This window comes from Sporomusa sp. (genome assembly GCF_035561155.1).
GTDB lineage: Bacteria > Bacillota > Negativicutes > Sporomusales > Sporomusaceae > Sporomusa.
The window spans coordinates 1-12,927 of the sequence record NZ_DATMYD010000067.1 but is presented as its reverse complement, the minus strand read 5'-3'; the positions used below and the strand labels follow the sequence as shown (position 1 = coordinate 12,927).

Below are 12,927 nucleotides of genomic sequence, written 5' to 3'. Positions count from 1 at the left end.
TGCGCCACTTGGTCACAGTCCATAGCTTATAACGCTACGCGGAACCCTAGGCGCACTTTCACTCGTAGTCGGGCGATTTACGGTCGCCTGGTAGAAACTTTTGAGCCATATCCTCAAATATATACGAGCTTTATTTATTTACTTGTATTGTACCAGTATTGGACAAAATCTGTCAACGAAAAAATCGAACTATAAGAATGATTTTCGAATTATTGTTCGGAAAGTAAAGGTCTCTGCTTATTTCAGCAGGGACATTTTAATCTTAACAACTGCTTTTTTAACCTTATTCGATTCATGTAAAGTACAGTTTGGGCGGTGCACATCCCAAGGAAAGAATATCGCGTACATGCCTTTTGTCAGAACCAGGTCAGTTTCCTGCTGGACTGTCTTATAGAAAATAGCATCTTTGGCTTCAAGCTCATCTGACAGCACCTCATTATCGTCCGATAACAAGCTATAGGCTATTAATTCTTCACCCGAAATCATATACTGAATATCAAGGTAATCCACATGAGCTTCGGCCCTGCGCACCTCACGCGGCTGCGTTTCATACTCATTAATAGCTACATAAATATCTTTGCCTTCAATCTCATGCTTGCCAGCAGGCAACGCGGCTACGTCGGTTTTTGCAAGATACTCAAGCCCTTTGACAAGAGCCTTGGGAAGTAGTGGTGCGTCTTTTTTCAAGGTTGAAATGTGTCCAAAAATCATTGTAACTCCTCCATTGCTAATTAATTATCCTTCTGGCGCCAAGATATCGCGGCTTCCAATATGGTTCATCAAGCCGGCTAATCATTACGCCCCGGCTGGACGAAGCGTGGATGAATCTGCCATTGTCATAATATATGCCTACATGAGACGCGCCTGACGCATAAGTGTTGAAAAACACCAAATCGCCAGGCTTAAGGCTGGATCGGTCGACCTTCTTGCCTGTCACATACTGAACATCAGCTGTTCGCGGCAGCTTCTTACCATGCCTATCATACACATATTTGACAAATCCCGAACAATCAAAACCTTTGGGGGATTCGCCGCCAAACCGGTAAGGTGCTTTTAAATATTTCTCTGCAGTTTTGACGATATTATCCGTTTCTTGTTTAATTGGATTTTTAGGCGCGGCAAACGCCGGAAGATTTGCCATGACAAGCATAAGAACCAATAGGCATACGGCAGAAAGCTTAACAGACAGCCGCATAGAAACCTCACCCCTGATTCAATTAATTATAGCTTGTCAATATTCTTCGGCAAATTTATGGTAATTCCTTCATTTTTCTGCACAAATCTACGCTAAAGTAATGTTTAATCACTAGCCAAAATATTTGCTAACCTTCTGTCAATAGGACGATGTTTGACAAACTGTTCAGGGTTAAGTCCTACAAACGCGTCAACAATCTGCGGGTCAAACTGGGTTCCCTTGTGCTTGATAAGCTCATCAACTGCCTCGTCCCAAGGACGCCCTTTACGATACGGCCTGTCCGCAATCATAGCCTCAAAAGCGTCAGCTACTGCACATATTCGGGCTAAGAGCGGAATATCTTCACCCTGGAGATTAAAGGGGTAGCCTTTGCCGTCATACCTTTCGTGATGATACAAAGCCACTTCAGCCGCTTTGACTAAATATTGAGTGTCCTTAAGAATGTAATAGCCTATCTGTGGGTGTTGTTTAATAATTTCATATTCCTCAGTTGTGAGTGATCCGTTTTTTAATAGAATAGCATCTTTTATAGCTAGTTTGCCAATGTCATGCAGCAAGGTTCCCCAATTTAAGTTAGCCAAATCTTCTCGACTAAGCTGCATTTCTGTTCCGATTGCCATGGCAATTTTATTGACCTCAATAGAGTGTGAAGCCGTACCGCTCTCGCGGTGCTCAAGCGCCTTAAAAAAAGCGTGGATTGTGACTTCATATGCCTCTGTAAGCTGGCTGTTGACTGTCCGCAGTTGAGTGGTAGCTTGGTTAACTTGCTTACGTAGTGATAATACGTGGACAAGAGCTAGTAAAGCAATAAAGGCAATTGCAAAAGATACATAGGTTATACCACGAGTGAATTGTTGACGATCAAAGGCTGCAAAATAATTTTCGCCAAACCATTTATCTTGCAGCCTTTGCACTTCGCCACTATTTTTCGCTGCAATAATATTGTTGTTAAGAGTGGCGAGCAAGGCAACTTCACCCTTTTTGACCGCAAAACCGTAATTGACTGTTTGCAAGGGTTTGCCAGCCACTTTTATTGTATTGCCAAGGTTATGTTTAACAATCCAATACATGCCTGAGTAATAATTTCCGACAAATGCATCGACCATTCCGATCCTTAAATCTTCAAGTGCATCCATTTGGTTGGAATAATAATATAGTTTTATTTCCGGGTTGCTGCGCAGCAATTCTTCGGCAATGTCGCCGCGCTGGACAGCAACACGCCTGTTGACAAGGTCCTCGGGACGGGTTATGTAGAAGTTATCTCTAATGGTAAAGATAACCTGCCGCATTTCTAGGTAGGGTTCGGAAAAATCATAGAAGCGTTCACGGTCGGCAGTCTTGGACATACCGATCAATATATCCTTATCGCCATTAAGCACTTGATGCTTGGCTTGACTCCATTCCATAAGCTCAACTTCAAGTTCCAGTCCGGAGTGGCGTTCAATACTGCGTAGGATATCAATGTCATAGCCTTCCGGCTGATTTTTATCATTTAGATAAATAAAGGGCGGAAAACTGTTATCACCTGCCGCTTTATAAAGAGTGGCAGCATAACCCGGAATTAAAGACTGAGTTAACATCCAAATAGTGACGAATAAAATAATCAATAATCGCATGTTTTCACTCCAGGGAAATTATCCTTATTTTCCATTATAAGCTTATATTGGGAAAATGCATAGATAAAGCCAAAAGAACCGCCATTGCGATCTGGCGGTTCTTTACATTAGCTTATTCGCTCGACTACCCGCTTTGAGCACGCGTGAGCCCGTTTTAGCACCTCAGTTTGGTCAATAGTCATCAGTTGCCGATTGTCCATTACTATTCTGCCGTCAACGATGGTTGTCAGAACATGGCTGCTCTGGGCCTGATACACAAGCTGAGTATATACGCTGACGCCTTCTGTTGGGGATGTACGAAGTTCATCAAGACTGACAATGACAATATCGGCCTTTTTCCCAGGTTCCAGGCTGCCAATTTGGTCAGCTAACCCCATGGCCCTGGCCCCGCCCAGCGTGGCAAGCTCAAATACCTTTTCTGCCGGCATGGACGTCGGCCCGTAAAACGGTTTTTGAATCAAGGCCGCCAGGCGCATTTCCATAAATCCGTCCAGATTATTATTGCAGGGTGCGCCATCAGCTGCGATACCTACCTGCGCTCCCATCTTTATGAGTTCAGGAATTTTGGCTATCCCTGAGCCCAGCTTCAGGTTGGAAGACGGGCAATGGACGATATTGGTTCGGCTGTTTGCCAGTATAGCCATTTCGTCGTTGTCCAAATGAATACAGTGGGCCAAAATAAGGTTAGGACCGGTGAGGCGCAACTTTTCAAGATACAGAATATTACGCAGTCCTGAAAGCTCTTCCACATATCTAATCTCGCCCCTGTTTTCTGAGGCGTGGGTATGGATGGCAACATTGTATTTTTGGGCTAATTCAACAGTCTTAGCCAGGAGTTCAGGGGTGCAGGATACAGCAAACCGGGGCGCAAGTGCGTAACCGATACGTCCTGCGTCCTTCCCATGCCATTTTTCTAAAAGCCGTACACTCTCATCAATCGCATTCTCAGTTGTATCCAGCAGACTGGCAGGCACCTCTGCGCCAAAATCCATCATGCATTTACCTGATAGGGCCCTGATACCGCTGTCATAGATAGCCTGAAAGTTAGCGTCAGTATGATGCACAGTCGCCATATCGACAATAGCTGTTGTGCCGCTTTTAAACAACTCGCCAATGCCGAGCAGAGCCGAAGCATAGACTGACTCGGCATCATGCGCCCCTTCAAGAGGCCAAATCTTTTGTTTGAGCCAGTCGAGGAGCTCAAGGTCGTCAGCCTGACCGCGAAACAGTGTTTGACATAAGTGAATATGAGGCTGGATCAGCCCTGGAATAACCAGTTGTCCGGCAGCATCGATCACCCTGTCCGCCGGGCAGGTTAAATTAGAACCTATTGTTTTAATAAGGCTGCCCTCGATAAATAAGTCGCCATGAATAATCTCTCTGTCAGCATTCATTGTAATTATTAGGCCGTTTTTTATAAGAATGGACACAGACCTCACCTCCTGCCAGTTACACCTCAACGAGTGTACAACGAATGTTTTATATCGAAGATATCCAGTATTTTACCAACCATACAGTTTACTAGCTCATCCAGCGTTTCCGGCTTGTGATAAAACCCGGGAGCCGCCGGCATAACCACTGCACCTGTTCGGGCCAGTGTAAGCATATTTGACAGATGAATGGCTGTCATTGGCGTCTCACGCGGCACTACTACAAGTTTCCGGCCTTCTTTAAGGGTAACATCAGCTGCTCTAGTCAGTAAGTCTCGTCCGCTAGCCGTTGCCAGAGCGCCTAACGTGTGCATCGAACAAGGGACAACGACCATTCCCCCCGTTTTAAACGAGCCGCTGGCCAGCGCGGCAAATAGGTCTGAGTTGTCATAAACCACCGCATGGGGTTTGATATCTTCGGTAGTGATCCCGCACTCATATTCAAGCACCTTACGGCCCATATCAGTATAAACGGCGTGTACCTCAACCCCCAGTTTTGAAAGCGCTTTTATTAAAGTATAGCCATAGATGGCTCCGCTCGCGCCGGTGACACCAACAGCTATGCGCATAGATACTCCTCCAGTTCAAATGCTATATTTTACAATTAAGTAGTCATTATAATGAGTAAAGCCGATAGATTGATAGGCCTTAACAGCCGGAGCATTATCTTTTCGCACCATGAGCATAGGTGTTTTGCCATAGCCCTGAATACGGCGGCATAATTCGGCAACAAGAACTTTGCAGTAGCCTTTTCCCCTGTCGCTTTCACTAGTATATACGCCACCAATTTGGTTAATCCGATTGGTAGTCACCTGAATAATAGCTTGGGCTTTAGGTACACCGTCCACAAGTAAAAAAATTAAATCTTCCTCAGGCCCCCGGTCATCTATGAGCCTAGCGGCCAGTTCTCTGTTAAATCGGCGCATAAATCCCTGCCGGTACGCTTCGACAACAAACCCAAGCGCTGCTGCCCGGTCAGCCTCCCCCGCATCAGTAATCTGGCCTGCACGGGGTAAGGGTTGCGACTTGATCTCCCTGTTAATAAAATAATAGCTGTCTTCATAACCCGAAATCTTTTTATATTGGCTAAGAGCCTGATTGAGCGGCTCTACCACCCATTTCATTCCGGCCAGCACCTCAAACCTTCGCTGACGCATTATTTCCACAAAGCCGTTAACAGCTCCTGGCGATTCAAAGTGTGGAATAACACTGCCTAGATTAAAAAAGGTCAATATCCCCGCTAGCCTGCCACATTCAAAATAGCCGTAGTAATCACCACAACGGCGGCTTGTCCTGTCATTGTCAATTCCACACCGGTCGATATTACCGTTAATGAAGACTGTTTCCATGTGGTTTCGTTCCAGATACGCTTTAACCTCACAGATATCGCCTCCTGTTAACAATCTAATCACTATGATCCGCCTTCCACTTAGACTAAGAACCCGCTTTACAACAAGACACTAATTTGTATTTACAAATCTTACTATAAATCTAAACGTTAATTGTTTCAAGTTTTAGTTATTGCTACCTTAATATATGCATTAAAAAAGCCAAAGTCCTGTTAGTAAAGCAACAAGACTTTGGCTTATGGTTTGGATTATCCCGCTTGTTCACGAAGTACGCGTTTTAATATCTTACCTGTCTGATTCTTCGGCAATGCATCGACAATGATAAAATCCCGTGGTATCTTATATGCGGCAATATTAGCTTGGAGATACTCCCTCACTGCCTTTTTATCAAAGCTATGCCCTTCTGTAAGTACAATATAAGCACGCGCTACTTGACCACGCAGTTCGTCAGCTACACCAATCACGCTCGCCTCAATAATGCCTGGGTAAGAATACAGCAGTTCCTCAATCTCACGCGGGTAAATGTTTTCACCGTTTGATATGATTAAATCCTTCAAACGATCAACAACAAAGAAATACCCTTCGGCGTCCTGGTAGGCCAGATCGCCGGTATAAAGCCAGCCGTCTCTGAGCGCATTCGCACTCTCTGCAGGCAGATTAAAATATCCCTGCATTACACTTGGCCCTCGCACTACAATTTCGCCCACCACGCCCGGCGGCAGCGCTTGTCCGTCTGAGCCAACCACTTTGACATCCAAGCCAGGGAGCGCCTTGCCAATCGAGCAGTATTTAGGCTTTTGCACCGGGTTTAGCGCTACTACCGGTGAAGCTTCCGAAAGACCATAACCTTCAAGAATTTTTATTCCATATTTATCAGCAAACTGCTGCGCTACCTTTTCCGGAAGCGAAGCACCGCCTGATACCAAATATTTGACTCCTGCAAAATCGTCCGGTTCCCCAATCCGAGTGAGGAGATTATACATAGGCGGCACACCATAGATGACCGTTACCTGGTAGTCCTTGATGGCTGCAATTGTTTCTTTAGGGGCAAAGGCTTCCAATATTGTGATTGCAGCACCACAAAGCAGTGAGTTAAGAACAGCACATGTCCAGGCAAAACAATGATACATCGGCAACACACACAGTACATTATCGGTAGAGGTTACCGGCAGCATCTTCCTGAATGCCTGTGCATTGGCTACAAGGTTATTATGTGTTAGCATAGCACCTTTAGGACTACCTGTTGTGCCGGAGGTATATATGATGGCACAAGGGCTGTTTGGATCAAGACTGGTATCCATTACCGGGGCTGCAGGCGAACTGCCTTGAGCCAACCCTTGTTTGAAATCCGGAATAACAAGTTGAGTAACAGGCTGCTGATAGCCCTGCTGATTGAGTTCAGGGTCAATAGCTAAGCGCTCCATGGTAATCAGCCGCTTCATTTTGGCATCTTTAACAATGAAGACAATTTCCCGGGCTGCCAATTGAAAATTAAGCGGCACAACAACGGCCCCCAGGCTGACAATGGCCATATAGCAATACACAAATTCAGGCGAATTGCGGGAAAACAAGCCCACGTTTTCTCCCGCCCGGATGCCTGACGCATAAAAATAATTGCGGTATTTCTCTACTTGTTCCTGAAGCTGCCCATAAGACACATTGTCTTTGCCGGCAAATGCTCTGCTATCTTTAGTTCCTTGAAGAATAAGATCATGAACAAACAATGAATGCACCCCTTCCTTTCGTAGTGCTGGAAAAAACAGCTACAACCGCCATTTTAGCCTGAATAAATTAATTTGTCTATATCATAGTATTGCCGTAATGGCCTGATAATTAACAAAATGAGCACTAAGGATAAGACTGGCTTAATGCAAAGCCTTTCAGGCAATGGCATAAGCCAGTCTTATTTAGGTTACCGTTTCGACAGGTGCTTCATTTGATTATGGATTTTTTTCCACCGGTTTTTTTCTGCAAGAAACTCTTGAAAATTTTCCTTCCTTGACAAGTAGGCAAGCTCACGTTGCAGCTTAGCAAAACTATCATACCTTGACTGACTTAAAGTATCGTCTCCAAGAGCTGCCGCGACAGCACAGCCCGGCTCCCCAGCATGGCTACAGTCAGAAAAGCGGCATTGCGCAGCCAAAGCATATATATCCTCAAACGCATCAGCCAGTCCTTCCTCTGACCCCCAGAGCTGCAGTTCCCGCATCCCCGGTGTGTCGATGAGCAAGCCGCCGCCAGGAATGAGGATGAGCTCTCTATGGGTTGTAGTATGGCGGCCTTCCCCATCCCCTTGCCTTATCTCTCCAGTTTTTTGCATGTCTGTACCAAGAATTCTATTAGCGATCGTTGACTTTCCGGCCCCGGACGAACCCAAAAGCGCAATAGTTTTACCTGCTTCAATATAATTGTTTAAACTCCCCAAACCATCCCCGGTAGCACAGCTGACCGTAAGCACCGGCACGCCAAAGGCAATCGCTTCTACTTCCCGCACCTTATCTGGCACTTCAGAGCATAGATCGGCTTTATTTAAAATGATGACCGGGGCAGCGCCGCTGTCCCAAGCCAGGGTAAGATAACGCTCAATTCTTCTTAGATTAAAGTCCTGATTAAGAGCGTTAACCAAGAAAACCGTATCAATATTGGCAGCTACAATTTGCTCTTCAGTAGCTTTTCCTGCCACCTTACGGGAAAACTTACTCCGGCGCGTCAGAATCCCCTGAATGACGGCATTGCGATCGTCGGCGATACTAAGTGTTACCCAATCACCAACAGCAGGGAAATCCTCACGGCTGTCTGCCAAGTGGCGAAGCTTGCCGGTAATGCTGGCCAGATATTCGCCCCCTTCGGCATAAACGCGATAAATATGCTTATATTCGGCAGCAACCCGACCGACCGTACAGCCAGAGCCGGCATGTATGGGCAATTGTGCTGCAAAAAAATCGTCCCAACCTAAACTTTGTAAATCCACGGTGAAATCCTCCTCGACCAATATTTTACAAATGGTCGCGGAAGAAAACCCGCCATCAGTTAAACTATCAGCGGGAATTCCGCGACCTTTCCATTAAATAAAGGCCGGCGACAGACTGCAGTTTACACATAAAAACAACACTCCTTCTCGTTAATGATTCTATTATACCAAACTAGCACTAGAAGCAATAGATATAAAAAGCCTGCCCATGATAAGGGCAGGCTATTCTAAAAGCAACTTACCTAAATACTGATTTTAGCGCCTAAGAGTTCAACAAAGGCTCTTAGCCAAGCAGGATGATTCGGCCAGGCTTGAGCCGTTACCAAGTTACCGCTGACAACAACCGGCTCGTTTTTCCACTCGGCGCCAGCCAGTTGGCACTCAGCCGCGCAGGCCGGATAGGAAGTTACCGTTTTGCCCTCAAGCACTCTGGCCGGAGCCAAGAGCTGTGTGCCATGGCAAATGGCGGCTACCGGCTTGCCGGCAGCAAAGAAATCCTGTACCAACTTGATAGCTTCATCATACATCCGGATATATTCAGGAGCACGGCCGCCAGGAACGACCAGACCAACATAGTCTTCTGCCTTAGCGTCTTTGGCCGCAATATCAACAGGAATCCGGTGGCCAGTTAGTTCAACATAAGTATCTAAACCGGTAAAATCATGAACAACAAGCTGCACCATATCGCCAGCACTCTTATTGGGTACGGCTACGTCAACTTGGTAGCCAAGCATCATGAGCGCTTGCTGCGGTACTTTAACCTCATAATCTTCGGCGCAGTCGCCGGTAAGTAAAAGGATTTTCTTCACCATTGTGTGTAACCTCCTCATATCATGATATGGTTACATATTCTATAAAAGTATATTTTTTCCTGCTATATTTTCTACAGTACTCCCCACTGGCGTCGATATTCCAGATATATCTGGTATTCCCGGTCGGCAAAACCATGGTCTGCCAGCAATCGTCTTGCTGCCACAGCTTCTACGCTTTCAGAATCCGCGTAAATATAGTCCTTTTTCGCTGTAAAAGTAAACCCGGCCGCCGCCAAAACCTCCATCATGGCGGCGGCTCGCTCAGCCGCTGCCGCCAAGGTTTTGCCGTAATGTCTGAGACTTTCAGGACTTGGTTCAATACCGATAGCCTGCTTTTTAACTTGCTCTATATCCTTAAGACTTATGATTATGCGGGTAGTATAATCAACCATTATTTAACCCCCAACCAGTAATCGACAAATAAGACATTCGAAAGCAAGTAGCCCAACGGAACATTAATAATAACGCCAACCGCAAACGCCGCCAGCGGTTTCCAGCCGAAAGAAGTAAGTTCTTTGAGCCTGGTAGTAAGACCAATGCACAGAAAGGTCCAGGTAAACGTCCAGCCACGCAATGATTTAATCGGGCCGATTACTTCTTTGGTAAAGGTAGCGCCAAGCTTGGGATCGAGGTAGGCAATAACAAGTGTTGTAAAGATTGAGGCTGCAAAAAATCCTATAATAAATTTGGGGAACCTTCTCCAAATCTCGCTGGCGCTTACCCGACTGGCTTCTTCGGCTGTCTTGTTTTCCCAGCGAGTAACAGATAAGAAGGCCACAAGTAATGCCCAAATGCCAACAAACATATCGCGGCCAACAACCTTCATCAGCGTAAATGTTTTAACCGCCCGCTCGTCGCCCATGGCTTCAGCTGCCGCAAAGCCTGCCGCATCCGCGAACTCTGACGTACCAATCCAGGCACCGGCTGGTCCGGGGGCCAGCCCCAGTGCCTTGGCCATCACAGGCAGCAGGAATATCATTGCCACTGCCCAGATGATAACCATCGAAATGGAAACTGAAACATGCTCTTTCTCCGCCCGGCAGGCACCACCAATAGCAATGGATGCTGACACGCCGCAGATAGAGCCACCGGCAGCTAACGTAGCGCCGAATCGTTGATCAAGACCGAATAACCGGGTAGCGGCAAAATATATGGCAGCAAAGGTAGTGACTGCAACAATTGTCGCTTGTAAAATAGCTAACGGTCCAGCCTGCATAATCACGGTAAATGGTAACGTTGCACCCATCAACACAATACCGGTTTTGACATAGAACTCTGTCCTTAAACCAGTCTGAAACCACTGCGGCAGCCTAACTGTATTGCTGATAATCATCCCCACCAGCAGCGCTAAGAGTGGTGTCTCCAACTGCCAGTCCTTCAATAATTTGTTTGAACCTAATACCGAAACAATGACCGACAGTATGAATAATACCGAAAAGCTTGCAAAATAATTGCCTGAGCGATGGCCCAAAATGCGGCCGGCTCCAGTAAAGACGATAGCAAAAAAGCCAAATAAGTATGCAATACCTACCCAATTTCCGATCAAGTAACCCGTAATTTTGCTAAAATCGGCTGACCAGCCGGGGATATTAATCGCCATCGTGGAAAGCAGCTTAGCTGTACCGCTGAAAAAAGCGATTGTACCAATGAGTATCAATCCTAAAGCAATAATAATAGCCCAGTAATCTTCTTTTTTGTACCATGTGTCAAATTGTGTTCTTGTTGCCATGTTCTCCACTCCTATGATCTAATTACAAAATTAGGCAAGATTGATAAAACAAAAAAGACCAAGTCAATCCCCCTAATGGAGATTTCCTTAGCCTTTGGTCTGTCCAATCAGCTACTCATATGAATGATATGTATGATGTTACCATAGCCCAAAATATGTGTCAAGTATTTATCACTACGCGCTTTTCCATCAACATACGTAACTATATTCCATCGCCATGCATACCTTCAAACAGAGCATTTCTGCTTTTTTGAATAAAAGTAATTACTTTGCCATCACGGATGATGATAATGACCTCATTACTATCTTTTCCCGTCCCAGAATTACTATATTCATACTGCTCATCATAGACTTTGTAACTGTCTGACATATCTATACCTTCTTTCCTTTTCCTTGACAATAGTTCTAGTGCTAACAGTGGATATATACGTTAAAACGCTTTGCTAATGCCTTTCGGGCTTCACTTATATATTCAGCCTCAATTAAAACTTCAATTAATCCGTAAGACTCAGCTAATCGGAGGATTGGAATATTGAATTGCGCCAGTGTTTCTGCCACAGCTGTTATTGTACTCAGTAACGGCTGTCCACAGCTCCCTCGCACTGACAGCCTTACACAGTCAGCAACGCTTTCAGGATGAAATTCAAGTTTTTCAAGAGAATCGTATACTGTATCTACTAACCCGCTTTTTACTGTAAAGCTAACCTGGTGTGGTTGAATTGATACCATGTCAAAAGCAGTGCTGCACTCTTTTAGTGCTGTAAAAACTTCTATAACCCAATCATCGCCGTCCAGCCCAGGGCAATTAATCCGGATAAGAGCGACAGACTTGTCATAAGCAATACTAATTATCTGATCTTCTTTAGCGTCATTAATCTCTACAGCATTACTTACGGGTATAGTTATGCTGTGAGAAACCTTTTTAACCGTAGGAAACATGAAAAAACCCCTTTCCGAGGAAAGGGGTGAATTTTTTACACGCTTTCCTCTTATCTGTCAGGATTACTCCTGCTGGAATTAGCACCACTGCAGAATCTGCCGGTTGCCGGGTGTCATCGGGCCAGTCCCTCGACCGCTCTTGATAAGAGTCAACTTATGGAATTTTGATTGATGATACCATATTCTGCAGCCAATTGTCAATATAGTGCGGGCAAGCAATTTGCGCCCGGCCGCCGCCGGCTATTTTCAGAAAAATCCGCGATTTAAAAAGGCATTGACAGGGACAATTTTCTTGTGCTACTATTTTATTCATCAACCGAATAAAATCTCTTTCATCAAGAGTTGGCTGAGGGACTGGCCCAATGAAGCCACGGCAACCATCGCTTATTAAACGGCGAAACGGTGCCAATTCCAACAGGAGCAATCCTGGCAGATGAAGCCGAGTGTGGATAAAACCTCTTCGTCTGTTGCGAAGAGGTTTTTTACTTGCCTGAAAGGAGCGGAGTCATGATTCATCTGGCTGATATCACCAAAACCTATCCCTCGCCCTCCGGCCCGGTAGAGGCGCTGCGCGGCGTTTCCCTTTCCGTGAACCGCGGGGAAATCTTCGGAATTATTGGCCGGAGCGGAGCCGGTAAAAGCACCCTGCTCCGGTGCATCAACATGCTGGAGCGGCCAACCTCGGGAAAAGTATCCGTTGACGGACGCGAGCTCTCTTCCTTGCCGGAGCAGGCGGTGCGGCAGGCCCGCAAGTCGATCGGGATGATCTTCCAGCATTTCAATCTTCTCTCTTCCCGCAGCGTCTATGGCAATGTCGCCTTGCCGCTGGAACTGGCGGGAAAGAGCCGGGCGGAGATCCGCCAAGCGGTCGAGCCGCTGCTGGAGC

The 12,927-nt window shown here is 45.9% G+C and carries 14 protein-coding genes and 3 riboswitches; of the genes, 1 reads left to right on the top strand and 13 read right to left on the bottom strand.

Annotation, left to right across the window (positions count from 1 at the left end; all coding sequences use genetic code 11):
* Positions 1–45: 45 nt before the first annotated feature.
* A riboswitch (purine riboswitch) is annotated at positions 46–147 on the bottom strand.
* A gap of 90 nt (positions 148–237) precedes the next feature.
* The 13 genes from VN447_RS07705 to VN447_RS07645 form a co-directional block, all read right to left on the bottom strand.
* Entirely contained in the window at positions 238–711 is a 474-nt protein-coding gene (locus VN447_RS07705) for a YhcH/YjgK/YiaL family protein (RefSeq protein WP_325524436.1), read from the bottom strand.
* Between the two features lie 16 nt (positions 712–727).
* Positions 728–1,195: a C40 family peptidase gene (locus VN447_RS07700; RefSeq protein ID WP_325524435.1), complete on the bottom strand. Its 468-nt coding sequence runs from the start codon at positions 1,193–1,195 to the stop codon at positions 728–730.
* 104 nt (positions 1,196–1,299) lie between these two features.
* On the bottom strand, positions 1,300–2,811 hold the full coding sequence (locus VN447_RS07695) for an HD domain-containing phosphohydrolase (protein WP_325524433.1): 1,512 nt from the start codon (positions 2,809–2,811) through the stop codon (positions 1,300–1,302).
* 107 nt (positions 2,812–2,918) lie between these two features.
* On the bottom strand, positions 2,919–4,241 hold the full coding sequence (locus tag VN447_RS07690; RefSeq protein WP_325524432.1) for a 5'-deoxyadenosine deaminase: 1,323 nt from the start codon (positions 4,239–4,241) through the stop codon (positions 2,919–2,921).
* Positions 4,242–4,267: 26 nt separating this feature from the next.
* Positions 4,268–4,810, bottom strand: a complete 543-nt coding sequence (locus tag VN447_RS07685; RefSeq protein ID WP_325524431.1) for a UbiX family flavin prenyltransferase — start codon at positions 4,808–4,810, stop codon at positions 4,268–4,270.
* Positions 4,811–4,825: 15 nt separating this feature from the next.
* On the bottom strand, positions 4,826–5,653 hold the full coding sequence (locus tag VN447_RS07680) for a GNAT family N-acetyltransferase (RefSeq protein WP_325524429.1): 828 nt from the start codon (positions 5,651–5,653) through the stop codon (positions 4,826–4,828).
* 185 nt (positions 5,654–5,838) lie between these two features.
* Positions 5,839–7,314, bottom strand: coding sequence for a long-chain-fatty-acid--CoA ligase (locus VN447_RS07675; protein WP_325524427.1), 1,476 nt, complete (start codon positions 7,312–7,314; stop codon positions 5,839–5,841).
* A 188-nt stretch (positions 7,315–7,502) separates the two neighbouring features.
* The gene (gene rsgA / locus VN447_RS07670; protein WP_325524426.1) at positions 7,503–8,561 is read right to left on the bottom strand and encodes a ribosome small subunit-dependent GTPase A; all 1,059 of its coding nucleotides are present in this window, start codon (positions 8,559–8,561) and stop codon (positions 7,503–7,505) included.
* Between the two features lie 242 nt (positions 8,562–8,803).
* Positions 8,804–9,373 carry a DJ-1/PfpI family protein gene (locus VN447_RS07665; RefSeq protein ID WP_325524424.1) on the bottom strand — a complete coding sequence of 190 codons (570 nt, stop codon included), beginning with the start codon at positions 9,371–9,373 and terminating at the stop codon, positions 8,804–8,806.
* A gap of 71 nt (positions 9,374–9,444) precedes the next feature.
* The gene (locus tag VN447_RS07660; protein ID WP_325524422.1) at positions 9,445–9,765 is read right to left on the bottom strand and encodes a hypothetical protein; all 321 of its coding nucleotides are present in this window, start codon (positions 9,763–9,765) and stop codon (positions 9,445–9,447) included.
* Positions 9,765–11,102 (bottom strand): YeiH family protein, encoded by a 1,338-nt coding sequence (locus VN447_RS07655; protein WP_325524421.1) that lies wholly within the window; start codon positions 11,100–11,102, stop codon positions 9,765–9,767. Before VN447_RS07655 ends, VN447_RS07660 begins: the two co-directional genes overlap by 1 nt.
* A gap of 202 nt (positions 11,103–11,304) precedes the next feature.
* Complete coding sequence (locus VN447_RS07650; protein WP_325524419.1) at positions 11,305–11,472, bottom strand: hypothetical protein; 168 nt, start codon at positions 11,470–11,472, stop codon at positions 11,305–11,307.
* 41 nt (positions 11,473–11,513) lie between these two features.
* Positions 11,514–12,041, bottom strand: coding sequence for a hypothetical protein (locus VN447_RS07645; protein WP_325524418.1), 528 nt, complete (start codon positions 12,039–12,041; stop codon positions 11,514–11,516).
* A 47-nt stretch (positions 12,042–12,088) separates the two neighbouring features.
* Positions 12,089–12,190, bottom strand: a riboswitch (SAM riboswitch).
* Between the two features lie 180 nt (positions 12,191–12,370).
* A riboswitch (SAM riboswitch) is annotated at positions 12,371–12,481 on the top strand.
* A gap of 67 nt (positions 12,482–12,548) precedes the next feature.
* Between VN447_RS07645 and VN447_RS07640 the strand changes: the two genes are divergently transcribed.
* The coding region (locus VN447_RS07640; protein WP_325524416.1) for an ATP-binding cassette domain-containing protein at positions 12,549–12,927 on the top strand (379 nt) is incomplete at its 3' end.